This window comes from Brachybacterium sp. UMB0905 (genome assembly GCF_002871795.1).
Classification (GTDB): Bacteria; Actinomycetota; Actinomycetes; order Actinomycetales; family Dermabacteraceae; genus Brachybacterium.
The window spans coordinates 30,266-53,798 of the sequence record NZ_PNHL01000008.1; the positions used below are offsets into that span (position 1 = coordinate 30,266).

General features: G+C 68.5%; 22 protein-coding genes and 1 riboswitch. Of the genes, 15 read left to right on the forward strand and 7 right to left on the reverse strand.

Features of this window, described 5'->3' with window-relative positions:
• Nucleotides 1-161: 161 nt before the first annotated feature.
• Complete coding sequence (locus CJ197_RS09160) at nt 162-506, forward strand: hypothetical protein (RefSeq protein WP_233190790.1); 345 nt, start codon at nt 162-164, stop codon at nt 504-506.
• Nucleotides 507-644: 138 nt separating this feature from the next.
• On the opposite strand, the gene CJ197_RS09165 is transcribed toward CJ197_RS09160, so the two are convergent.
• Nucleotides 645-1,244 carry a trans-aconitate 2-methyltransferase gene (locus CJ197_RS09165; RefSeq protein ID WP_102236446.1) on the reverse strand — a complete coding sequence of 200 codons (600 nt, stop codon included), beginning with the start codon at nt 1,242-1,244 and terminating at the stop codon, nt 645-647.
• 105 nt (nt 1,245-1,349) lie between these two features.
• Here CJ197_RS09165 and CJ197_RS09170 point away from each other — a divergent pair, with 105 nt between their 5' ends.
• Nucleotides 1,350-2,669, forward strand: a complete 1,320-nt coding sequence (locus tag CJ197_RS09170) for a glycosyltransferase (protein WP_102236447.1) — start codon at nt 1,350-1,352, stop codon at nt 2,667-2,669.
• Complete coding sequence (locus CJ197_RS09175) at nt 2,666-3,454, forward strand: PIG-L family deacetylase (RefSeq protein ID WP_102236448.1); 789 nt, start codon at nt 2,666-2,668, stop codon at nt 3,452-3,454. The genes CJ197_RS09170 and CJ197_RS09175 overlap by 4 nt, the downstream gene beginning before the upstream one ends.
• A gap of 9 nt (nt 3,455-3,463) precedes the next feature.
• Here the strand turns inward: CJ197_RS09175 and CJ197_RS09180 are convergent, their stop codons facing one another.
• Nucleotides 3,464-4,168 (reverse strand): endonuclease/exonuclease/phosphatase family protein, encoded by a 705-nt coding sequence (locus CJ197_RS09180; protein WP_102236449.1) that lies wholly within the window; start codon nt 4,166-4,168, stop codon nt 3,464-3,466.
• Nucleotides 4,168-5,232 carry an ADP-ribosylglycohydrolase family protein gene (locus tag CJ197_RS09185; protein ID WP_102236450.1) on the reverse strand — a complete coding sequence of 355 codons (1,065 nt, stop codon included), beginning with the start codon at nt 5,230-5,232 and terminating at the stop codon, nt 4,168-4,170. Before CJ197_RS09185 ends, CJ197_RS09180 begins: the two co-directional genes overlap by 1 nt.
• Nucleotides 5,233-5,299: 67 nt before the next feature.
• On the opposite strand from CJ197_RS09185, the gene CJ197_RS09190 reads away from it, so the two are divergent.
• The 8 genes from CJ197_RS09190 to CJ197_RS09225 all read left to right on the forward strand — a co-directional run bounded on the left by CJ197_RS09190 (nt 5,300) and on the right by CJ197_RS09225 (nt 12,705).
• Nucleotides 5,300-6,094, forward strand: coding sequence for a hypothetical protein (locus CJ197_RS09190; RefSeq protein ID WP_102236451.1), 795 nt, complete (start codon nt 5,300-5,302; stop codon nt 6,092-6,094).
• A 38-nt stretch (nt 6,095-6,132) separates the two neighbouring features.
• A complete protein-coding gene (locus CJ197_RS09195) occupies nt 6,133-8,148 on the forward strand; it encodes a M13 family metallopeptidase (RefSeq protein WP_102236452.1) in 2,016 nt (671 codons plus the stop codon).
• Complete coding sequence (locus CJ197_RS09200; RefSeq protein WP_102236453.1) at nt 8,145-8,711, forward strand: hypothetical protein; 567 nt, start codon at nt 8,145-8,147, stop codon at nt 8,709-8,711. Before CJ197_RS09195 ends, CJ197_RS09200 begins: the two co-directional genes overlap by 4 nt.
• Nucleotides 8,712-8,731: 20 nt before the next feature.
• Nucleotides 8,732-8,837, forward strand: a riboswitch (TPP riboswitch).
• Nucleotides 8,838-8,881: 44 nt separating this feature from the next.
• The gene (locus CJ197_RS09205; protein WP_102236454.1) at nt 8,882-9,517 is read left to right on the forward strand and encodes an ECF transporter S component; all 636 of its coding nucleotides are present in this window, start codon (nt 8,882-8,884) and stop codon (nt 9,515-9,517) included.
• Nucleotides 9,514-11,634 carry an ATP-binding cassette domain-containing protein gene (locus CJ197_RS09210; protein WP_233190792.1) on the forward strand — a complete coding sequence of 707 codons (2,121 nt, stop codon included), beginning with the start codon at nt 9,514-9,516 and terminating at the stop codon, nt 11,632-11,634. Before CJ197_RS09205 ends, CJ197_RS09210 begins: the two co-directional genes overlap by 4 nt.
• A gap of 90 nt (nt 11,635-11,724) precedes the next feature.
• Complete coding sequence (locus CJ197_RS09215) at nt 11,725-11,931, forward strand: antitoxin MazE-like protein (protein ID WP_102236455.1); 207 nt, start codon at nt 11,725-11,727, stop codon at nt 11,929-11,931.
• Nucleotides 11,928-12,254 carry a type II toxin-antitoxin system PemK/MazF family toxin gene (locus CJ197_RS09220; RefSeq protein ID WP_102236456.1) on the forward strand — a complete coding sequence of 109 codons (327 nt, stop codon included), beginning with the start codon at nt 11,928-11,930 and terminating at the stop codon, nt 12,252-12,254. Before CJ197_RS09215 ends, CJ197_RS09220 begins: the two co-directional genes overlap by 4 nt.
• A 37-nt stretch (nt 12,255-12,291) precedes the next feature.
• Complete coding sequence (locus CJ197_RS09225; RefSeq protein WP_102236457.1) at nt 12,292-12,705, forward strand: ankyrin repeat domain-containing protein; 414 nt, start codon at nt 12,292-12,294, stop codon at nt 12,703-12,705.
• Here the strand turns inward: CJ197_RS09225 and CJ197_RS09230 are convergent.
• Nucleotides 12,690-13,163, reverse strand: a complete 474-nt coding sequence (locus CJ197_RS09230; protein ID WP_102236458.1) for a GNAT family N-acetyltransferase — start codon at nt 13,161-13,163, stop codon at nt 12,690-12,692. The two genes, CJ197_RS09225 and CJ197_RS09230, sit on opposite strands and share 16 nt — an antisense overlap.
• A gap of 375 nt (nt 13,164-13,538) precedes the next feature.
• Here CJ197_RS09230 and CJ197_RS14905 point away from each other — a divergent pair, with 375 nt between their 5' ends.
• Nucleotides 13,539-16,169 (forward strand): phosphotransferase, encoded by a 2,631-nt coding sequence (locus CJ197_RS14905; protein ID WP_146007742.1) that lies wholly within the window; start codon nt 13,539-13,541, stop codon nt 16,167-16,169.
• Between the two features lie 41 nt (nt 16,170-16,210).
• Complete coding sequence (locus tag CJ197_RS09235; protein ID WP_158239422.1) at nt 16,211-17,476, forward strand: MFS transporter; 1,266 nt, start codon at nt 16,211-16,213, stop codon at nt 17,474-17,476.
• Nucleotides 17,477-17,489: 13 nt separating this feature from the next.
• On the opposite strand, the gene CJ197_RS09240 is transcribed toward CJ197_RS09235, so the two are convergent.
• From CJ197_RS09240 to CJ197_RS09250, 3 genes are all read right to left on the reverse strand, one after another.
• The gene (locus CJ197_RS09240; protein WP_102236460.1) at nt 17,490-18,533 is read right to left on the reverse strand and encodes an Fpg/Nei family DNA glycosylase; all 1,044 of its coding nucleotides are present in this window, start codon (nt 18,531-18,533) and stop codon (nt 17,490-17,492) included.
• A complete protein-coding gene (locus tag CJ197_RS09245; RefSeq protein ID WP_102236461.1) occupies nt 18,533-19,042 on the reverse strand; it encodes a ribose-5-phosphate isomerase in 510 nt (169 codons plus the stop codon). The genes CJ197_RS09240 and CJ197_RS09245 overlap by 1 nt, the downstream gene beginning before the upstream one ends.
• An 83-nt stretch (nt 19,043-19,125) precedes the next feature.
• A complete protein-coding gene (locus CJ197_RS09250; protein WP_102236462.1) occupies nt 19,126-19,734 on the reverse strand; it encodes a DsbA family protein in 609 nt (202 codons plus the stop codon).
• A 224-nt stretch (nt 19,735-19,958) separates the two neighbouring features.
• Between CJ197_RS09250 and CJ197_RS09255 the strand changes: the two genes are divergently transcribed.
• Nucleotides 19,959-21,632 (forward strand): ABC transporter ATP-binding protein, encoded by a 1,674-nt coding sequence (locus CJ197_RS09255; protein ID WP_233190794.1) that lies wholly within the window; start codon nt 19,959-19,961, stop codon nt 21,630-21,632.
• Nucleotides 21,629-23,500: an ABC transporter ATP-binding protein gene (locus CJ197_RS09260; protein ID WP_102236464.1), complete on the forward strand. Its 1,872-nt coding sequence runs from the start codon at nt 21,629-21,631 to the stop codon at nt 23,498-23,500. Before CJ197_RS09255 ends, CJ197_RS09260 begins: the two co-directional genes overlap by 4 nt.
• Nucleotides 23,501-23,533: the final 33 nt, after the last annotated feature.

Here is a 23,533-nt window from a genome sequence, read left to right on the forward strand (position 1 = left end):
ACCTTCCCCGTCGCCCCATCAGATCTGCCCCACGCTTCGCCCACGCTCCATATCCTCTGCAGTAACCGCACCCGCGAGAACGACCTCTCCCGTGAAGGAGGGGTAGGCGCTCGAGGCGCGCCTACGCTCGTCTGTCGCACCCCGCCCCTACGGTCTAAGGCATGTCCTCGCTGCGTTCCTTCCCCACGCACCTCCCCCTCCCCACGCCCTTCTCCGGGCAGGAGGCTGCCCATCAGGAGCGGGAGTCGATCCGCGCCCTGCTGCTCGAGCGTCGGCCGAGCCTCGCGCGTCGGCTCACGGTGGGACCGAGCGGTGCGCTCGTGATCCCGCTGCCCGGTGGCGGCAGCGTGGAGGTCGGCAGGATGCGCCGACGGGGCGCGGCGCGTTGGGTGGTGGTGGCGCCGACGGCGGACGCACCGGGCGGGGTGAAGGTGCGCGAGCCACACACGCTGGGCGGGATCACCCGTGCGGTGCTCGCCGCACTCGACAGCACCGACATGCGGTAGGTCAGCGCCGACGGGGGTACGCCAGCGCCGACGGGCGCTTGATCGCTCAGCGCCGACGGGCACCGGGATGCCGTCAGCCTGCTGCGGCAATACCGGAATGGGCGAGGCCAGTGCGGCGCAGGGCCGCGGGATCGCTTTTCAGCGCAGCTTTCGCGCCAGTGTCGTGATGACGTGCCAGTGCTTCTTATCGGCCAGGAAGCGGCCGTCCTCATCGCGCACCGTGCGGTCGATGATGTGGAAGTCGCGGAACATCGCGTCGATCTGCGGCAGTGGCAGGGTGGCGACATCGGGCCGTTCAGCCCACGAGTCGTTCTCCCCGAACAGGTCCACCGCCATCACACCGCCGCGCGGCAGCGCCGCCACCAGGCGGTCCCACACCCGCGGCAGGGCATCCGGGCCCAGCAGCCCCAGCGTGTACGTGGAGTAAACGATCTGCGCGGTGGGGAACTGCTGCACATCGGTGATATCGGTGTGGTGGAAGTGCACGGTGCCGCTCATGCGCTCGTTCTCCACCAGGCGCGCGGCGAGGGTGTCGTCACTGTCGTAGGCATGGACCATCCAGCCGCGGCGCGCGAACTGCAGGGCATCCGCGCCCGCTCCGGCGCCGATCTCAAGCACCACTCCGGGGGACCGTTCGCCGCCGGCCGCCGTGATCGCCTTCGTCACGAGCCGACGTGCGGGGCGGCCCGCCGCGTGGGCGTTCAGCGCCGCCCAGTCCACCTTCTCCGCCGTGTCCATGCCTGCCAGGCTCCATCAGCTGTGGTGACCTTTTCAACTTTCCGTGACCCAGACCGCCCCCGGCTTCACCGCTGGCGAACAGACACCCAGCCTAGGATGAGGCGCATGTCTCCCGATGTGCTGCGCATCGCAGCGATCTGCCTGCACACCTCCCCGCTCGACGAGCCGGGAGCAGCCGATGCAGGTGGCATGAACGTCGTGGTCCTCGAACAGTCCAGAGCTCTGGCGCGCCGCGGCCACACCGTCGAGATGTTCACCCGCCGCAGCTCCCCCGACCAGCCGGACACAGTCGAGGTCGCCGAGCGGCTGCGCCTGCACTATCTGGATGCGGGACCGGCCGAGCCGCTCGCCAAGAGCGCGATGGAACAGGCGATCACGCCGTTTCGTGAGCAGCTGCGCGCCCGATTCGCGGCGCTCACGCCCGCCACCGAAGACCCCGCGCATCCCGCCGCCCCACACTCCGCAGGCTCCACGGGAGACGCCGCGACGGACACCGCCACCGCCTCCCCCGCCACGCCGGTGGATCTGATCCACTCGCACCACTGGTTCAGCGGGGTCGCCGCGCTGCCCGTCGCCCGGGAGCTCGGCATCCCCCACCTGCAGTCCTACCATTCGGTGGCCGCACCGGAGGGCTCACGCACCCTCGATGCCGGGGAACCCGCAGAGTCGGGGGGCCGCCTGCCCGGGGAGCGCTTCGTCGCCCAGGGATCGGACCTCGTCATCGCGGTCTCCACCGCGGAGGCCCGCACCGTCGCTGAGCGCTACGACGTGCCCGAGACGCGCCTCGCGACCGCTCGGCCCGGGGTGGATGCCGCCTGCTTCCGCCCTTGCGAGGACCTGCGCGGACGCCGCGAACAGCCGCGGCTGCTGTTCACGGCGCGACTCCAGCCGCTCAAAGCCCCGGACCTCGCCCTGGAGATCCTCGCGCACCTGGATCCCGCGCTCGAGGCACGTCTGGTGCTCGCCGGCGGTGTCTCCCAGGATTTCTCCGGCTACCTCACCGAGCTGCGGGAGCGCGCGCAGGAGCTGGGTATCGCGGACCGCGTGGATTTCGTCGGCTCCCTGGATCGTGACGCCCTGGCCGACCAGATGCGCTGCGCCACCGCTCTGCTGCTGACCAGCTGGTCCGAGACCTTCGGGCTCGTGGCGCTCGAAGCACAGGCCAGCAGCACCCCGGTGATGGCCTGGCGCTGCGCCGGCGGGGTGCGCGAGGCCGTGGGCCCGGACGGGCTGATCCTCGAATCCCGCGACCCCGACGTGTGGGCAGAAGCGCTGCAGACCCTGCTCGCGGACAAAGAGCGCTACGCCCGCGCCGTCGCATCCTCCCGCGAGTTCGCGATCTCGCGGTCCTGGGACGCGACCGCCGTCGCCCTCGAGACCGCCTACCGCGCGGTCCTTCCCTCACGACCGGCAGGAGACTCATGAGCACCGACCCCTGGGATCTGCTGGATGCGGCGAGCACCGTCGTCGCCTTCCACGCCCACCCCGATGACGAGGCCCTGGCCACCGGGGCGCTGCTGACCGCGCTGACCGCCCGCGGCACCCGCGTGATCCTCGTGACCGCCACCCGCGGGGAGGAGGGCGAGATCGTGCCCGGCACCGTGGCCGACGGGGAGCAGCAGCCGCTCGAGGAGATCCGGGAGGGGGAGATCGCCGCGGCGACCGCCGCACTCGGCATCGCCGAGCGGCACTGGCTGGGCACCGCCCCGGCCCTCGCCCCCGATGCCGCTCCTCGCCGCTACCGCGACTCCGGCATGCAGTGGGTGCGGCCGGGACTGGCCGGCCCGGCGGACACCGCGGGCGAGGACAGCTTCACCCATCGACCCCTCGATGATGCCGCCGCGGATCTGGCGGCGCTGCTGCAGAGCGTCCAGCCCGATGTGCTGCTGAGCTACGACGATGAGGGCACCTACGGCCATCCCGATCATGTGCGCGCCCACCTCGTGGCCCGCGCCGCGAGCGAGCTGACCGACGTGCCGTTCGTGCAGGTCGCGAGTGACCCGCAGGCCGCCCAGGAGGTGCGGGAGCATCCGGGAACCGCGGAGGCGGTGCATCGGGCGCTGAGCGCCTACCGCACCCAGCTGACCGTCGTGGATCCGGCCCCGGCCAGCGACCCCGCACCGGAATCCATCCCGATCCGGCACGTGGGCGGGCAGGATGATGCGGTTCCTTTGGCCACCGGGCTGCGCCCGCTGGAGACCAGCGCCTGAGCTTCCGCGTCAGAGGGTGACGTCCAGCAGCGTGGGCAGGTGATCGCTCGCCGCCGCGAGCCGCTCGGCGCTGACCGTGCGGGTCTCCCGGACGGCGCGGGATTCGCGCACCCGCACCCCCTCGGTGACGAGGATCGCGTCGATCCGCCGGGTCGGGGCCTTCGCGGGAAAGGTGTGCTCGCTCTGGGCGGCGGGATCGCGCAGCAGCGGCTGCAGGAAGCTGCGGGCCGCCCCTTGCGCCGTCTCGTTGAGGTCCCCGCCGATGATGACGGGCGCCCCTGCCCCGCGCACGAGCGCGGCGATGTGCTCGGCGTGACGCATCCGGTTGTCCTCCTGCAGCGCCAGATGCGTCGAGGAGACCACGACCGCGCCACCGCCGGGCACGGACAGCCGCACCGCGGCGACGCCACGCGGGTACGTCGAGTTCAGATCGGAGAGGGTCTGGGCGACAGGGTGGGCGCCGCGGCGGATCACCTGGGCGGCCACCGCCTCCGTCGCCAGAACCGCGAGGCCCCGGCCGGAAAGACCGCCGCCGACGAGGACCCGACGGTCCACCTGGCGGGCGAAGCGCGCGAGCCGCAGACCCGGCAGCACCAGGCGCGGCGCCTCCTGCACGAGCAGCACATCGGGGTCCAGATCCTCGATCGCAGCGGTGACGGCGGGAATGTCGCCGCGCAGCTCCCACAGATTCCAGGCCATCACCCGCAGATCCATCAGCTCTCCTGCTCCTCAGGCCCCACCATCGGCGCGATCACGCGCTCGACAAGAGAGGTCAGCTCCTCCACCCCGTAGCCGGGCCAGCCGAACAGGGTGCGCCGCCACTCCGGGGGCACGGCCTTGGGTCCCAGCGCCGCCCCCAGCAGCGCCCCGGTGATGCAGGCGACGGTATCGGTGTCATACCCGGCGCCGACGGCGACCTTGAGCGCCGTGACCATGGCATCACGCTGCGCGAACTTCCCCTCCGGGAGCGGGGTGACCGCGCTGATCGCCGCCCAGGCGACCTGGAAGGCACCGACGACCCAGCCGTTGCGGCGGAAGCTCACGGGGGCGGAGATCTCCGCCTCGTCGATCCGCTCCGCCCACAGCTCACGCCGCTGCGCCTCGAGCCGCGGCAGCCCGATGCGCACATCCACCTCGCCGCTGCGCACGGCATGCCGCACCGCAAGCCCCCACAGCAGGCACGCCTCGAGAGTGTCCGGGTGCACATGTGTCAGTGCGCACACCGTCTCGATGCCGGCCGCGGCGTCGTCCTCGCTCGAGAGCAGGTACGGCAACACGGAGGCATGGGCGCGCATGAGCGAGCCGTTGCCGGCGTTGGCAGGCAGCTCGGTGTGGGCGGTGCGGGCGGCGCGCCGGAAGTCCTCGGCACGCGGGGCGTAGTGACCGCTCTCGCGCGCCGAATCGGCGGCGGTGCGCATCACGTGGGAGGTGAGGGAGCCGATGTCCGGGGTGCCCAGCGACCACGAGTACCACTCACGGGCGATGTGGTCCTGCGCGGCGGGAATCCGCAGGTCATGGTGCTCTCCGGCGGCGAGCGAGGCTTCGAGCACGACGATCGCCATGGCGGTGTCGTCGGTCCACTCCCCCGGCTGCCAGCCCAGGACGCCACCGCCGATCATGTCGATGTCCTCGGCGTCCAGCACGGGGCCCTGGAATTCGAAGGGAGCCCCGAGGGCGTCGCCGGTGGCGGCGGCAATGACCGAGCCGATGGCCCGTCGACGCTGGATGGGCGTGAGCCCGGATCCGTTCGACGTCGTCGTCGTGTCCTCGGCGCTCATCTCTCTCCTCCTTCCAGGGGCAATGTTTTCACACCAGTACCCTGGTGGGGACGTGTGAAGGAGCCTCATGACCAACACCCCGGCGGCCGCCCGGCCGCACTGTGCTGACCCACATGACCATACCGGTCACGACCATCCTCCCACCGGCGCGGAGCTGGTGCGAGACCTGGTCAAGGGGCTGTCGATCCAGGCGCTGCTGATCCCCGCCCTGGCCGTGGTGATGCTCATCGCGATTCTGCCCCTCGCGCCGACGACGCCGCTGCCGCTGCTGGTCGGTGTGGTGCTGGGCGGGGTACAGCTGGCGCTGCTGGTGGGAACGAGCGTGATCGTCTCCCGCCGGCGCGCGCAGATGGCTATGAATCCGGGCCTCGCGGCGGTGCGCAGCGTCCTCGATGAGGTGCTGCGCGTCGGGGCGGTGCTGCTCGCGGTGCTGCTGTGGCCCGCGGACATCCGCACCGAGCTGGGCGTGTGGATCGGTGCGGGCTGCGCGCTGGTGTGGCTGATCCTCGCGACGGCGCAGACGGTTGCGACCCGTCGGCGCATCTCCCGGCCCGGGGACTGGTCCAAGGAGGCGATCTCCACGCTGCTGGCTCACCGCGTGGGGGCGCGCGACACCGTGGTGATGCGCCTGCTGGATGTGGTGGGCATGATCGCCTTCCAGATCGGTGCGACGGTGCTTGTGATCCTCTCGCCGATTCTCGCCGCGGGCACCGCGGTGCTCTCGCTCGGCTCGGCGCTCGCGACGCTGGTGCTGCAGCGCCGCTCCCCCGCGGAGCGCTCCCGCAGCCCGTGGGCCTATGCCCCGCTGCTGCTGGGCCTGCTGACCCTGCTGCTCGCGGTGCTCGCGAGCGTCATCCCCTGATCCACCCCTGTTCCATCCTCTTTTTCCAGGAGACATCGATGTCCACTGAACCCCGTCCCTCCGGTATCGACCGCGACCACGTGGATTCCTCCGTGCGAGTTCAGGATGACCTGTTCGGTCACGTCAACGGCGCCTGGCTCGCGGAGCACACAATCCCCGCTGACCGGTCGAGCGATGGTGCCTTCCATGCTCTGCGCGATCTGTCCGAGGAGCGGGTGCGGGCGATCGTGGAGCAGGCCGCGGCCGATGTCGAGGCCACCCCGGGTACCGCGCCCGCTGAGCTCGATGACCACGCGAAGATCGGCCTGCTGTACAGCATGTTCATGGACACCGCGGCGATCGAGGAGAAGGGTCTTGCGAGCCTCGAGGAGCTGCTGGAGACCTTCACCGCCGCGACGGATCTGCCGGGGCTCGTGCAGGCGATGGCCGCCCCGGATTCGGGCACCTCGGCGCTCCTGGCGTACGTGTGGACCGATGACGATGACTCCTCCCGCTACCAGGTGAAGCTGCACCAGGGCGGGCTGGGTCTGCCCGATGAGTCGTACTACCGCGAGGAGCGGTACGCCCAGATCCGCGACGCCTACGTGCAGCATCTGGAGAACCTCGCGCAGCTCGCGGCGCTGCCGGGGCGCGACGGCCTGCCGGAGGGCGATGCGGCGACGCTGGCGCGCACGGTGATGGATTTCGAGACCCGCCTGGCGGCCTGCCACGTGGATGTGGTCCGGGTGCGGGACCGCGAGAAGTCGCACAACCCGATGGACGCCGCCCAGCGCACGGAGCTGGCGCCGGCCTTCCCGTGGGACGCGTTCTTCACGGGCACCGGCGCTCCCGCCGCGGCCATCGAGGTGGTCTCCGTCAGCCAGCCGGAGTACGTCACGGCCGCGGCGCAGCTGCTGGCCGATGAGCAGCTGCCGGTGCTGCGTGCCTGGCTCATGCTGCACGCCGTCTCCTCCTACGCCCCGTATCTCACCGAGGCGCTGGTGGCGGAGGATTTCGCCTTCAGCGGGAAGGTGCTCTCCGGGGCGGAGGAGCTGCGGGAGCGGTGGAAGCGGGGCGTCGCCTTCGTCGAGGGCGTGGTCGGTTTCGCCGTCGGCCAGGAGTATGTGGCCGAGCACTTCCCGCCCGCGCATAAGGAGCGGATGGACGAGCTGGTGGAGGCGCTGCTGGCCGCCTACCGCGACTCCATCTCCCACCTGGAGTGGATGACTCCGGAAACGCGCGAGAAGGCGCTCGAGAAGCTCGAGAAGTTCACGCCGAAGGTGGGCTACCCGGAGAAGTGGCGCACCTACGAAAAGCTGACGGTGGTGCCGGGGGATCTGGTGGCCACGCTGCGATCCTCCCGCCGTTTCGAGGCGGAGTTCGAGTATGCGAAGGTGCTGGGCCCGGTCGATGAGACCGAATGGCATATGACCCCGCAGACGGTCAACGCCTACTACAACCCGGGGGCGAACGAGATCGTGTTCCCCGCGGCGATCCTGCAGCCGCCGTTCTTCGACGCCGAGGCCGATGACGCCGTGAACTTCGGGGGGATCGGCGCGGTGATCGGCCACGAGGTGGGGCATGGCTTCGATGACCAGGGCTCGAAGTTCGATGGCGATGGCACCCTGCGCTCCTGGTGGACGCCGGAGGATCGCGAGGCCTTCGAAACCCTTGCGGCGCGTCTGGTGGAGCAGTACTCGCAGCTGTCCCCCCGGGAGCTCGATGACAGCCATACCGTCAACGGCGCCCTGACCATCGGCGAGAACATCGGGGACCTGGGCGGGCTGTCCATCGCGGTGAAGGCCTATCTGGCCAGCCGCAGCGAGTCGGAGGTCCGCAAGGAGCTCGATGGGCTGACGGGTCTGCAGCGCGTGTTCTGGTCCTGGGCCACGGTGTGGCGCGGGAAGAACCGTCCGCAGGAGGCGATCCGACGCCTGGCGATCGACCCGCACTCCCCCGCCGAGTTCCGCTGCAACACCGTGGCGAGCCATCTCGAGGAGTTCCACACGGCCTTCGGCATCGTCCCGGGTGATGGCATGTACTGCGCCCCCGAGGACAGGGTGAGCATCTGGTGAGGCCTGAGACCCCGTTCTATGTGGGCACCACCCGCCCCTCCTCCGTGGGGTGGACGCGCATCGGCGTGACAATGCTCGCGGGAGTGGCGGTGGCGCTGCTGATGCTGCAGCGCGGGAACGCGCCGGCGGCGGTGGCGGGCATCGTGATCTTCGCGCTGCTGGCGCTGTGGACGTGGATGACTCAGCACACCCGCTTCATCGTCGACGGCCACGGGGTCACGGTGAGTCTGGGCGGGTTCTGGCCGCAGAAGCCATGGCCGCTCGCGGATTTCCGCACCGTCCAGATGCGGGACATTCCGCAGTCCCGCACCGGTGTGAGCGTGGGCGGCTACGGCTGGCGGCGCACCACCGTGATCACCCCGGAGCTGGAGGAGCTCACCCCCGTCGGCTCCCGCAAGATCTTCACCCTGCGGGAGAACCGGGCGCGCTACCGGGCCCTCGTGACCCGGCCGGGGCTGATGGTCGAGATCATCGGGCATGAGGCTCCGCATTACCTCATCAGCCCCGAGGATCCGGTCGCGACGGCCGAGGCGGTGGACCAGGCGATCCGCGCCCGCCGCTAGAGGTAGACTGCCTGATCGTCATCCGCTGACAGGGGAGCACCATCGGGGTGCTGAGAGTGCGCATCCGCGCAGACCCTCGAACCTGATCCGGTCAACACCGGCGTAGGGAGTCGGGAATTCCGCACAGCACAGAGTGTGCCGCGCGCCCCTTCCATGAGGAAGGAGACGAGATGACTGAGACGACCGAGACCACCGGCACATCCGCCACCACGGGGGGCCGACGGGCCGGCTCCTGGCGCACGATAGACCTGCTGGTCACCGTGCTGATCGGCGCCGCCTTCGGGGTCGCATTCCTGGGCTACGGCCAGCTGTACACCCTGATCGGCCCGCTCACCTCGGCGTTCAAGCCTGCCGAGGGCCTGCTGATGGGGATCTGGTTCCTGCCCGCGATGGTCGCGATGCTCCTGGTGCGCAAGCCCGGGGCCGCGCTGCTGGCGGAGATGATCGCCGCCGTGCTGTCGATGCTGCTCGGCTCCCAATGGGGCTGGGGCACCGCGATGTCCGGCCTCGTGCAGGGCATGGGCGTGGAGCTCGCCTTCCTGCTGACCGCCTACCGCCGCTTCACCCTGCCGGTCGCGATGCTGGGCGGCGTGATCGCCGCGGCGGTGGAGTGGCTGTACGAGAAGTTCTCCTACTACCAGGACATGGCCTGGAGCGCCTCGTTCCTCATGCTCGCCATGTGCCTGATCTCCGGCGCTGTGCTGTGCGGTCTGCTGGGCTGGGCGGCGAGCCGTGCCCTGGTCGCCACCGGGGCGGTGGACACCCTCGCCGCCGGGCGGGAGCACTCGCGCACCGCCGCAGTGTGAGCAGCCCGCACCCCACCACCGGCCTCGCCCTGCGGGTGGCGGGGCTCGCCTGGCGACCGCTCACACGGCAGGAGCCCACGATCGACGGGCTCGACCTGGAGATCCCCGCCGGGCAGAAGGTGCTGCTGACGGGCGCGAGCGGCAGCGGGAAGTCCACGGTGCTGCGGGCGCTGGCGGGTCTGCTGGATCCCGAGGACGGCGAGGGCCGGGGGCTGCCTGCCCCGCCGTCCCGGCCCGGCGAGCGCGGCCTGCTGCTGCAGAATCCCGCGCATGCGCTGGTCGCCGTGTCGATCACGCGGGATGTGGCGTTCGGGCCGGAGAACGCGGCGCTGCCTCGGCCGCAGATCCACGAGCGAGCCCGCGCCGCCCTTGCGGCGGCGCGGGTTCAGCTGGATCCGCGACGCGCCCCGCTGGATGCCTCCGGTGGCCAGCAGCAGCGCATCGCCCTGGCCGGGTCGCTGGCGCTGGACCCGCAGGTGATGCTGCTGGATGAGCCGACGAGCATGCTCGATGCGGCGACGGCCCGCGAGGTGCGCGAGGCGGTGCTCGAGGCGGCCGCGGGCAGCACCCTGGTGCTCGCCGAGCACCGCTTTGTTGACTGGGTTCCGCACATGGACCGGATGATCGTGCTGGGTGCGCGGGCACGGATCCTCGCCGACGGGCCGCCCGACCAGGTGCTCGCCGAGCAGCGGGGCCTGCTCGAAGAGCTCGGCGTGCTCGTCGCTGATTCCGGCGCCTTGGATCGGACCGCCACCGCAGCATCGACAGCGCAGCCTCACGCCGAGGGCACGCCCCAGTCGACCAGCACCGAGGTGGCGGCGCTGCATCAGGTGACGGTGCCGCAGCGGGGCCTGCTCTCCCCGGTGGACCTTTCGGTTCCGGCCGGGAGCATCACAGTGCTCACCGGCCCGAGCGGTGCCGGGAAGACGACGGTGCTGCGCACCCTGCTTGGGGAGATGAGCCCAGGCAGCGGCAGCGCCCATCGGCCGCCGCGTGAGCGCATCGCCGCGGTGCCGCAGGATCCCGCGCACTCCTTCGTCGCCTCGACGGTGCGCGAGGAGCTGCTGGCCTCCCCCTGGGCGGATGATGAGCAGCTCGCGCAGCACCTGCTGGAGCGAGCCGGCCTCGCACACGTGCAGGGGGCGCAGCCGCATCGTCTCTCCGGCGGGGAGCAGCGGCGTCTCGCGATCGCCGCGGCGCTCGCCCAGCAGCCGGATCTGCTGGTGCTCGATGAGCCGACGGTGGGTCTGGACGCCGCACGCCGCGCCGAGGTCGCCGCCCTGCTGCGGGAAGCCGCGGCGGAGGGCTGCGCAGTGCTGATCGCGACGCACGATGCGGAGATCATCGAGCTCGCGGACCGCCATACCTCCCTGCCCGCCCCGGCGGCGGAGCCGCCGCTGACGCTCCCCCGCCCGATCCCCGCGGATCACCTGAATCCCCTGACGCTCAGCCTCATCGGCATTCTCGCGCTGATCGGTTCCTTCGCAGTGCAGACCTGGCAGGGCGGGCTGCTGGCCCTCGCCCCGACGGTGCTGCTCGCGCCGCTCGCGGTCCGGACCCTGCGCGGCGGCGCGCTGCGGATGCTGCCGGTGCTGCTGTCTGCCGCGGGGCTCGCCTGGACCACGGCCCTGCTGGGCGATGCGCCCTCGCTCTCGCGCGAGGCCTGGCTCGTCGGGCTCAAGGAGGCTGCGCGGATCACCGCATTCGTCGCTCCCGGGGTGCTCGCGCTCGGCAGTGTGCAGCCCACACCGCTCGGCGATGCGGTGGCGCAGCATCTGCGGGCACCGGCCCGCGTGGTCGCGGCCTCCGTGGTGGCGCTCGTGCGGGTCTCTCACCTGGGGCGCCAATGGGACATCCTCACCGCCACCCGGGTTCGACGGGGCCTCGGTACCCGCCGCTCGCCGCGGCTGCTCGCCAGCTCCACCCTCGCACTGCTCATCGACACGCTGCGCGGCGCCGAGCAGCAGGCCCTCGCCATGGACTCACGCGGCTTCGCGACCGCGCAGAGGCGCACCTGGGCTGAGCCCAGCCGCTTCACCCGGGCGGACCTCCTGGGCGGGGCGATCGCCATGCTGTTCCTGGTGTGGCCGCTGGTGGCCGAGCTGGTGGTGGGCTGAGGTGCCCTCCACCGTGAGGTGGGGAGGCTCGTGAGCTGCCGTGCAGTTTCCCGGTCGACCCACACTCGGCGTTACATGTAACATTGGGGTATGACGATCAGCCAGCGTGTGAGCGACCATCGCCGGCGCATGCGCGCCCGCGGATATCGGCCGGTCCAGATCTGGGTCCCGGATGTGCGTACCGCTGCATTCGCCGAAGAAGCGCAGCGGCAAGCTCGGCTCGTCGCGCGCGCCGACGAGCACACCGACGACCAGGACTTCACGGAGGCCATCTCGGTCAGCTGGGATGACGCGTGAAGCGCGGGGAGCTGTGGACCGTCGCCGGCGGCGTCTATGCGTCGAAACCCCGCCCGGCTCTGATCCTGCAAGATGACGTCTTCGGGGAGACATCGTCCGTCACCGTCGCACCACTGACCTCCACGCTGACCGATGCACCACTGCTGCGATATCGGGTCGAGGCGAACGACATCTCAGGCCTCGCGACGGGCAGCGACGTGATGATCGACAAAATCACGACCGTGCGGCGCACAAACGTCAGAGCGCGGGTGGGACGACTGAGCAGCCAGCAGATGATTGAGGTAGAACGCCTGATCGCGGCGTTCCTCGGACTCGCCCGCTGACTCGAAGGCCCTCCCCCGCACCCTCTAGGCTGGGGTCATGACCTCCCATGATGGGGCCGATGCGCCCGACGATGATGCGATCGATCTCGCCCACGCCCTGCTGGATGCCGCCCGCAACGGCGATGCGGCGTTCCTGCTGCCGGTGCTGGATCAGGGTGCGCCGATCGACCTGCGGGCCGCCGATGGGAACTCCCCGCTCATGCTCGCCGCGTACCACGGGCATACGGCGCTCGTGCGCGAGCTTGCCGCCCGGGGCGCGGACGTGGATCTGCTGAACGAGCGGGGGCAGTCTCCGCTCGCCGGTGCCGCATTCAAGGGCTTCCCCGAGGTGGCGCGGGTGCTGCTCGAGGCCGGCGCAGACCCCGACGTCGGCGCGCCGAGCGCCCGGGAGACCGCGCAGTACTTCCAGCGCGAGGAGATCAGCGCGCTGATCGCTCAGCGCGAGGGCTGATCCTCGGGGGCGTCGAGCACCATCGCCACATGCTCGATGCCCGCCTCCATGAACACCTCGCTCACGGTGCGAAAGCCCATGCTCGCGTACCACTGCTCGAGGTAAGCCTGCGCGTCGATGCGCACCCCGCCGTCCCCGGCGATCTCGCGGGCCCGGGCGATGCCGGCCTCCATGAGGCGCCGCCCGAGGCCGCCGCGGCGACGGTCGGCCTGCACGGCCACGCGCCCGATCCGCACCGTTCCGTCGGCCTCGCGCAGGATCCGCAGGTGCGCGATGGCCTCCCCATCCTCCTCGACCCACAGCAGCACGGTGCCCGCCTCGAGCTCGCGGCCGTCGAGGTCTGCGTCGGTCGCCCGCTGTTCGAGGGTGAACACGTCCTGCCGCAGCTTCGCCAGCTGGTAGACGGTGCGGGCGTCGAGGTCCAGCAGGTGCGCGTGGCGGACGACGAGAGATGACATGGCCGGGACGATACGGGACGGGCCGCCGGGGCCACGGTCCTTCCAAGCTCGGTCACCGCGATCGCCGTGCACCGACAAGCCGACACCCAACGCCAAATAGCGCCTGACCAGCACCGACACGTATCCAGTTCCGACCAGCACGAGAAACCCAGCACCCAGCCCTCAATAACGCTTTGATAACACATCAGAAGATGGCGGCACAGCAGTGATGCGCGCCACACACCATCGACGATCATGACACAAGGAGGTGATCAACGATGCTTGAGGCACTGCAACTGCTCTGCGAGGAGGAGCGTACAGCCGCGACCCCCGAATGGAGCACACTCTCCAATGTTCATGTGAATCCGACACAGTGATCATGAACCCATTCGGATCATGTCGATCGCCATTATGGCGACCGGCATGATCCGAATGCCTTATATTTTCCCATCCTTCATTATGCACCACGCTATACGAGACGGACGGATGCACCCTATGGGCGACTCAGACATCGACGACTACGATACTATCGAGCAGTTCCCCTGGGTGTACAAGGTGAACCGCAGCGACGAGCTCCCGGATTCAGGATGGAAGATCCACATTTCGGCACCACTGCAGGACTGCTTAGAGATTCTTGCAGAAGTTGTTCCAGTGCTGCAATCCCATCGATGCACATATAAATACGCCAAACCCATCGAGGGGTACTTAAAGATCCTTGAGAAGCGTTCGAGTCGACTTCAGTCCGGCAAATTCATTACCGCATACCCCAAGTCGACTTTCGACGCTAACGTTATAATGCGCGAACTAGCTCGGGAAACCCTCGGTCGAAAGGGTCCAAAGGTAATCACAGATCGCTTATACCGCGACTCAAAGATTATCTCTTACCGCTATGGCGCATTTGGCCCACCGCAAGCGATAAGCAAGGATGGGGAGCTTACCTCTTGGGTGCGCCACCCGAATGGCGGCATGTTTAAAGATCAACGCCTGCCTACCTTCGCCCTCCCGGACGGTATCGACGACCCATTCAAGACCTCTAACGAAATAGCACAAGACTACAGCGGGGATTACAGAATAGGATCGTATCAAATTCTAGGTGCAATACGGTTCTCGAATGCCGGTGGCATATATCGCGCAGTAGATTCTCGCGGGAACCGCTATGTTATAAAGGAAGCACGACCGGGAACGGGATTCGTCGGGTTACAGGATGCGCAGGCCAGGCTCCACCAGGAAATGCTAAACACTAGAGTTGCCTCATCGATCCTAGGAGGGACTGTTGCCCGATTAGTAGAGAAGCTCCATATCGAAGATCACATTTTTGCCGTCTTTGAAGAAGTTGACGGCATGCCTCTCTATGACTGGATTGCGAACAACAACCCCCTTGCAAGGGGAGCAATCGTATCGCAAGAGGCCTGGTCCACATATTGTCACCGAGCAAGTGATTTGCTTTCAGAGATACGCGACAGCGCAGCCCGCTTGGACGAAGCGGGATTGAGTCACGGTGATCTAAGTACAGCCAATATAATCGTAACTAGCGACGACCATATAAGGCTCATAGACTTCGAGTGTTTGACACCAAGTTCATCGTCCCCACCAGATATCCGGACGCCTGAATTTTCGCCCGTAGACGGCGCGACTTGCAGGACAGCAGGCGAAGCTCAGCAATTTGCAATCTCGTGCATTTCTCTCGCCTTGATACATCGAATCAATGCAATAGAAATGCGCAATGGGGTTGCGTTCAGTTCCCTCTCTTATGATCTAGATTCCCGTCGACTCAAGATACCCGACGAATTTATCCATGAAATAGAACGCCTTTCGGCCAACCGCGTTCAGGACAATGTACTCACGCTTTTCGCGCCGCATCAGCGAGAAGTTTCAGATACGATGCCTCGAACGGTAGCTATTGAGAAAGCAAAGAGCCTTCTAATCCCGCCACTCTTGCACCACACCAACTCGGTTTTAACCTTCGACAATGGTGCTGATCGAGCCCTGCCCTCTGGATCACCCTATCCGCGCCTGGGGTTCAAATCGGGGCTTGCAGGTATATTGTACGCTCTAAATACCTGCAAAAACCTCAGCCTTGATTCGTTGCATTTCCGCTTCAGAAGCCTGGTGTTGGATGCACTAAAATCACATTATCTTCCTGTAGGTTTTGCTGAGGGGGCCGCCGGAATCATGTATTATGCGCACATTGCTGGCGATGGTGAGCTCTCCGAGGCTTGCAGTAGGTACATTGCTGAACACTTTTCGGAAGTGAGCAACGTTGGCCTATCTACAGGACTTTCTGGAGTTTTTATTGCGGCAATTAATTCATTACAGTATGGCCTGGCAAGGCGATCCTTAAGCGAGCTCGTCAGTGCAGCTAGAAGCTTACGCTCATCATTCCATGATGGCACCTTGAGTGATGGTCTACTCGGGCTGTGTAGCGCGCTTTCTATTGCGGAGCGGTCACCTCATTTGCGAGGCAATAATTCCGTGATTATAAATGAGCTATTTTTGATCGCGAGTCAGGGTCTACGCCGGACAGATGGAGGAATCTACTCCTACACTTCTAGACGCGATAAGATAGTCTTTAAGCCTTACTTGAGAGACGGTACAATGGGCTACTGGACGGCATTCAAAGTCTGCGAGCCTTACCTGAATCGCGACTCTCTTACTCGCTACTCCAAGTTTGAGCGCGCGGCATCACTGGAGAACGCCTCTACCCCGTTCGTCATCGAGGGCGGTTTAGCCGACGGCCGATCCGGCATACTCGTTGGCCTATGTTATCTCCATGATGACGACATCTACACCCTCCCACTGAAGGATTTAGGTATAGTTGCACCACATTGTGTTCCGGAAGATATTCTGGCTCGCTATTGCGTGCCCGTAGAATCTGGGGCAGCGATCCATTCGATACGAACCGGAAATCCTGACTACGGATATGAGAGCGGATCGGCCGGACTGCTTTCCGCCCTCTCTTGGATGGAAGGTTTGAGCCCACTCATGCTTTTCGGCGGCCTTCATCTCGAGTCTGCTCATAGCAAATGACGCCGATCCCCCATAATGGCTCACCACCGGAGAAAGTTGAAATGAATCCTCCCAAAACGTCAAGCTCCACCACGCCGCTGTGGACGCGTGACTACGCGGTGTGGTTCGGCGCGGACACGTCGGGTGCCCTGGTCATGGGCATGCAGATGATCGCCGCGCCGTTGGTGCTGTTCGAGGTGACCGGCTCCACCGCCACAGCGGGGGTGATCACTGCTCTGACCGGCGTGGTCTCGCTCGTTCTCACGGTGCCGGCCGGGGTGCTGCTGGATCGCTGGCCTCGACGCCGGGTGATCGTCGTCACCGCATTGGCACAGGCGGTGATCTTCGCAGGCGGAGTCGGGCTGTATCTCACCGGGCACCTGGTGATGACGGTGCTGGCACTGATCCTCATGCTGCTGACGGCCGTGGGGACCCTCGCCGGCCCCGCCACGAATGCCGCTCTGCGGCAGGTGGTGGGTGTGGACAATCTGCCGCGCGCAATGAGTCTGAACCAGGGCCGTGATGCCTTCATCCAACTTGCCAGCGGGCCGACCGCAGGACTGCTGTTCACGCTCGCCCCCTGGTTGCCATGGCTCGTGAATACAGTCGCCTCGGTCCTGAAATCCACCTCCGCGTCGTTCCTCAGCGACCCCATGGTGCCGCCCGGCACCGCCGCCCGCACCCCGTTTTGGAAGGATCTCGGCACCGGCGCATCGTTTCTTCTGAAGAACCGGATGCTGCTGGTCCTCACGATCGCCGCGTCGCTCATCAACTTCGCCGGCACCGGCGTGATGCAGGGTCTGTTTCTGGGCTTGCAGCTCTCCGCGCAGACGGCGCACCTGGTGGGGTGGACGGCCACTGGGATCGCGATCGGGTCTCTGCTCGGTGCCTCCCTCAGCGCTGTCCTGGTCAAGCGCGTCGGCACCGGAATTCTCCTCGCCGCCGGCTTCGCGTGGGAAGCAGCGGCCATCGTGAGCATCGCTCTGGCACCGCCCGGTATCCTCACCGTGATGCTGGTCGGCGTGATCTTCGTGGCGATCCCCGCGATCAACGCGGGCAGCCTGGGGCTCATCATGGCGATCAGCCCGGCGGAGCTGCAGGGCCGGGTGGTGACCACCATCTCGATGCTGAGCATGGCGATGACTCCGTTGGCGAGCCTCGCCGCCGGCGTCGGGCTGGCGCATCTGACGCCCTCCATCCTGTACCTGGCATTCGCGGCGGTGTCCCTGCTGCCGGCCCTCATGGTGCTGGTCTCAGCGCCGCTGCGGGCGATCCCCGCCTCTGGAGCCTGGGAGGAGCACCTCTCGCACCTCACGGTGCGCACCTGAGCCCGTCCGCTCCTCAGCGCTCCGGCGCGGCGAGCGCCCACGGCGCAGCGGGATGCTCGCGGGTCCAGCGAGCGGGCCGGGTGCGGCGGGTCTGGCAGCGGGGGCACCAGAACACAGTGCGCCCGGTCATATCGGCGCTACGGATGATGGTGCCGCACAGGCGGCAGGGCAGGGTCTGGCGGTGGTAGACGTAGAAGGACTGCTCACGAGGCACCACGCCGGGGTCCTCATCGCCGTTCTGGCGGGTGCCGCGGGAACGTTCGATGATCCGTGCCTCGATCTCGCGGTGCTCCACCTGGGTGGTGACGATCCGTCCGGTGCGCGCCCCGTAGGTCATGAGGGCCACGAGGTCCTCCCACATGTCCTGAAGCAGCCCCGGGCCCAGCTCGGTGCCGGGCACGAAGGGGTCCAGGCGGGCCCGGAACAGCAGCTCGGCGCGATAGATGTTCCCGATTCCCGCGACGATCTTCTGGTTCATGAGCAGGGTGCCGATGGGGCTGCGGGAGCGGCGCACCGCCGCCGTGAACCTCGTGCGCCCTGCGTCCCCGGCGTGGTCGGCGCGCAGCGGATCTGGTCCCAGGCGCGCAAGCACCGCCGCGCGGCCGGCGGCGTCGAGGACCTCGCAGGCTGTGGGACCGGTGAGGTCCGCGAGCCCCGTCGGCCCCATGATCCGCAGCCGCACCGTCTCGCGCGGCACCAGCTGCCGCCAGTTCTCGCCTCCGGTGAGGGCATCCTCGCGCTCTCCCATCCGCACGCGTGGTGCGCCGATCGCATGGGCATCCGCGAAGCCGGGCTCCCCGGCGAAAGTCCACGAGCCGTACAACCCCAGGTGCACGTGCACCCAGCGCACCACGGGCGCGTCCAGCTCCACATCGGCCGACGGGGCGAAGGCCAGGAACAGGTGCTTGCCCGCAGCTTCGGCGGCCAGCAGCACCATGCCGTCGATGTCGGCGGCCTCGAGGAAGCGGCCCTGGGGGCTCGAGGTGCGCACGCGATGCCCGGCAAAGGCACGGCCGAGCGCCGCGGCGAGCCGGTGGACGGTATGCCCCTCCGGCATCAGTCGGTCGTGGCGCCCGCAGCGGGGGTGTTCTCCTCATGGCCACCAGCGTCCTCGTAGCCGCCGGTGCGCTCGTAGCGGGCCATGAGGTCGATGCGGCGCTGGTGCCGCTCAGCGCCGGAGAACGGCTCGGCGAGGAACACGTCGATCAGCTGCTCGAGCTCCTCCTCGCTGTGCTGGCGGGCCCCGACGGAGATGACGTTCGCGTCGTTGTGCTCACGGGCCAGGCGCGCGGTGTCCTCGTTCCACACCAGGGCGGCGCGCACCCCGGCGACCTTGTTCGCGGCGATCTGCTCGCCGTTGCCGGAGCCGCCGATCACGATGCCGAGCGCGCCGGGCTCGGCAACGACGGCCTCGCCCACCGCCGTGCAGAACGGCGGGTAGTCATCCAGCGCGTCATAGCTGTGGGCGCCGTGGTCGGTGACCTCGTGGCCCTTGTTCTGGAGGTTCTGGACGAGCCGGTTCTTGAGCTCGAAACCGGCATGATCGGTGCCGATGTGGATGCGCATGCGGGGGTGCCTTTCAGTGCGGGGGCAACAGTGCGGTGCGGGGTGAGACAGGGCAGGGATGCGCCGGGCAGGGGCGCGGCGGGTCAGTCGAAGATGGGGCCGACGGTGCGGGTGCGCTTGATCTCGAAGAACCCCTCGACGCTTGCGAGCGCCGCGAGACCATCCAGCAGAGCGCCGGCCTCCTCCCCCTTCGGGGCCGGGGAGATGACGGGCCCGAAGTAGGCGCGGCCGGTGCCGAACGAGATCACCGGAGTGCCCACCTCATCGCCCACCAGATCGATCACAGCCTGCTGGCGGCGGCGCAGCTCATCATCCAGGGAGGTGTCCTCGTACGCGGCGATGAGCTGCGCATCCAGGGAGGTCGCCGCCAGGCCCGCCTCCGCGGCGGCGCGCAGATCGCCGTGGCCGCCCACGTGGTGGTGGGTGCCGAAGGCGGTGTAGTACGCGGCGACATCTTCCTGGCTGCCCTGCTGCGCGATGGCCAGGGCCACGCGGGCGGGGCCCCACGCGGCGTCCATCGCCTCGCGGTAGCCGGGATCCAGGTCACGGCCCTCGTTCAGGGCGGACAGGGACATGATCGAGAAGGTGACATCGAGGTCGCGGACCTCGGCGGCGTTCAGCAGCCAGCGGCTGGTCATCCAGGCCCAGGGGCAGGTGGGATCGAAGAACATCTCGACGCTCTGCGTGGTCACAGGGAGCTCCTTTGCGGTGCGTGGCACCGGTAGCGGTCGGTGATGCGTTCCATCATCTCACCTCGGAAAAGACATTGCGTCTGTGCGCGCAGGTGGTGTGGGATTCTGGGGTGCCTCGCCGTGATCGCTCCCCTGTACTCGACAGTCCCTCACCACGCGCCGCCATGGCGCCGTCGGTGATGCACTCGATCATGCGCGGCCACCGTCGGCGTATCCCGGGGATCATGGTGCTGAGCATCCTGGTGGAAGCCGTGGATATGGCGATCCCCGTCGTGGTGGGGCTCATCATCGACTTAGGGATCGTGCGCGGGAACCTCGCCCTGACACTCGCCGGGGCCGCCGGCATCTTCGTGGTGCGGCTGCTGTCCACCTGGGCGTGGGCGCTGCTGTTCGAGATCTCCCAGCGGGCCCGCATGTATGAGCGGCACCGCCTGCGCGTGGCGGTGACCGGCGCGGTGCTGGATCCACGCTCGCGGCAAGTGCGTCGGCCCTCCGGGGAGGTGCTGTCGATCGCGACGTCCGATGCGGACAAAGCCAGCGATGTGATCGACATGCTGGCCTGGGCGGCCCCGGCCTCCGCCGTCGTGCTGGCCGCCTGCGGGTGGCTGGCCTGGCTGGATCCGTGGCTGGGGCTCGCGACCCTCATCGGCATCACGGTGATGATCCTCGTGATCCGGGTGATCTCCCCCGTGCTCTCGGAGCGCTATGACGCCCAGCAGTCGAAGGCCGCCGATGCTGCGGCGACCGCGACCGACCTCGTACACGGGCTGCGGGTGCTGCAGGGCCTGGGCGTGCAGTCCCGGGCCCGCGCCCAGTACCGTCGGCGCTCCCGCATCGCCCTGGACGCAGCGCTGGTCAACGCCCGCTACTCCGGGATCGCCGGGGGCCTGACCACGCTCGTGACCGCCGGGATGATGGCGGCGGTGGTGATCATCGCCGCGCAGCGCACCATCGCAGAGGCCATGACGGTGGGCACCCTCATCGCCGTGGTGGGCGTGGCCCGCAACACGATGGGCATGCTGCAGGGGCTCTCCGGCATCCCGGTGTGGTGGGCCTCGATGTCCACCTCCGGCCGACGCGTACGCGACCTGCTGGCGGACCTCGGCCGCACGATCGATGACCCGGACCTGCAGATCTCGACACTGCGCGAGGCCCATGACGACCGGGGAGAGACCCGCCGCGGGGAGCGGCGCGGCGCCGCCGGCGGACTGCACCTGCGCGGCGTAGACAGCGGGACCCTGCGTGGGCTCACCCTGCAGGTGCCCGATGGGCGCGTGGTCGCGCTCGCCTGCGCGGATGTGCGCGATGCGGAGTCCGTGATCGCCGCGGTCTCCGGCCGCGCCGAGTGCGCCGGGGTGCATGTGGGCGCCCAGGAGATCACACCGGAGAACCGCTTCACCACCCGCGCGGATCTGCTGGTGGAGCCGCACGTGGTGGATCTGTTCGACGGGACGCTGCGCGAGCAGCTCGCCACCCGCTCCCCCGCGTCCGCCGCGCCCGGCTGGGAGGAGCGCGCCCTGCATGCGGCAGGCGCGGAGGATCTGCTGCGAATCCTGCCCGAGGGTTTCGACACCCGTATCCTGGATCGCGGCGCGAACCTCTCCGGCGGGCAGCGCCAGCGCATCGCCCTGGCCCGCGCCGTCGCCGCCGACGCACCGGTGCTCGTGCTCCATGACCCCACCACCGCGGTCGATGCCGTCACCGAGGGGCATATCGCCGAGGCGCTCGTGGCCGCCCGCCGCAGCGAGGACCGCGCGACGCTGCTGGTCACCCGCGCCCCGGCGCTGCTGCGTGAGGCCGATGAGGTGGTGTTCGTGCGCGGCGGCAGGATCACCGCGCACGGCGATCACACGACGTTGATGGACCGCGATGACTACCGGGAGATGGTGCAGCGATGAGCCGAGGCAGCACGCAGGCCGCGCCGATCGCGGATCTCACAGACGTGGACTGGGATGCCTCCCCCGAGGAGCTGCTGGCCGCCGATGCCACGGCCGCACGCCAGCTGGATGAGCATGCCCAGATCCTGCCGATCGCCGATGTCCCCACCACGCTGCGGCACATGCGGGCACGGCTGTGGCGCTACCGCGGGATGGCGCTGCTGACCTTCCTGGTCGTCACCGCCGGTGCGGTTGCCGCAGCCTGGATGCCGCGTCTGATCGGCGGGGCGGTGGACCTCGTGGTCTCCGGGGCCACGAGCGCGGATCTGTGGCGCCAGGGCGGATTGATCATGCTCGCGGGCGTGCTGCAGGCGGCGCTCACGGCGCTCGGGTGGTCGCTCGTGAGCGCGCTCGGGCAGCGGGTGCTGGCGGGCATGCGCGAGGACGTGATCGACCGGGCCCTGGACCTGCCTGCGCAGACCATGGAGATCACCGGGATCGGCGATGCTCTCTCCCGCGTGGCCGATGACGTGGATGTCACCGCTCGCGCCGTGAACAACGTCGTGCCGAACCTGATCCAGATGGGCTTCTACGTCCTGGTGACGATGCTCGGCATGGTCACCCTCTCCCCGTGGCTGCTGATCCTGCTGGCCGTGGTGGTGCCGATGTATCTGGGGGCCGCCGTGTGGTACCTGCGGCGCACCGCCCCGATCTACCGGCGGGAGCGCGTGGCGATGGGGGCCCGCGCCCAGGGTCTGCTCTCGGCGATCCACGGCATCCCCACCGTGCACGCCTATGGCATCGAGCGCCGCGAGACCCGCCACGTCGCGGTGCTCTCCGAGGCGGCGGTGGTGCTCGGCATGCGGGTGATGACGATGGTCGTGCGGCTCGTGCGGTTCATGGTCTGGCCGGAGAACATCGCGATCACCCTGGTGCTGATCCTGGGCTATGTGATGGTGAACGTCTCCGGCGCCCCGGTGGGGCTTGTGACCGCGGCGGCGCTGTACCTCATCAGTCTGCTGTGGCCGATGATGAACCTCATCTTCAGCCTCGATGATGTGCAGGCGGCCGCCGCGTCCCTCACCCGCATGGTGGGGGTGATCGAGACGATCGATCCCGCAGCCTCCCCCGGCGCGGAGGTCCCCGCGGATGCGTCGATCCGTCTGCGCGGCGTCTCCCACGCCTACCTCGAGGATGAGGACGGCACCGAGCATGTGGTGCTGCAGCCGATCGACCTGGACATCGCCTCCGGGGAGACGATCGCGCTGGTCGGGGCGTCCGGGGCGGGGAAGTCCACGCTCGCCTCGATTCTCGCCGGCACTCTCGAGCCACGCCACGGCCGCGTGCTGCACGGCGGTGCGGATCTGCGCAGCGCGGACCTCGAGGCGATCCGGTCGCACGCGAGCATCGTCTCGCAGGATGTGCACGTCTTCCGCGGCACTCTCGCGGAGGATCTGCGGCTGGCCCGCCCCGAGGTGACCGAGGAGCAGCTGCTTCAGGCGCTGCGGATCGTCGACGCGGAGGCGTGGGCGCTCGAGCTGCCGCAGGGCCTGGACACCGAGGTGGGTGAGAAGGGCGAGCGGCTGACGGCCGAGCAGTCTCAGCAACTGGCGCTCGCGCGGATCGCCCTGCAGGATCCGCAGGTGCTGATCCTCGATGAGGCCACGGCCGATGAGGGCTCCTCCGGGGCGCGCGTCCTCGAGCGTGCGGCGCTCGAGGTGGCCCGCGGCCGCACCACGGTGATCGTCGCTCATCGGCTCTCACAGGCGAAGGAGGCGGACCGGATCCTCGTCATGGAGGACGGCTCCGTGGTGGAGCAGGGCACGCATGAGCAGCTGGTGGCGCTCGGCGGAGTGTACGGCAGGCTATGGGAAGCCTGGTCGGGCTGACCGGCACGGCTGCGCGGCGGCACCCCGGCCCCT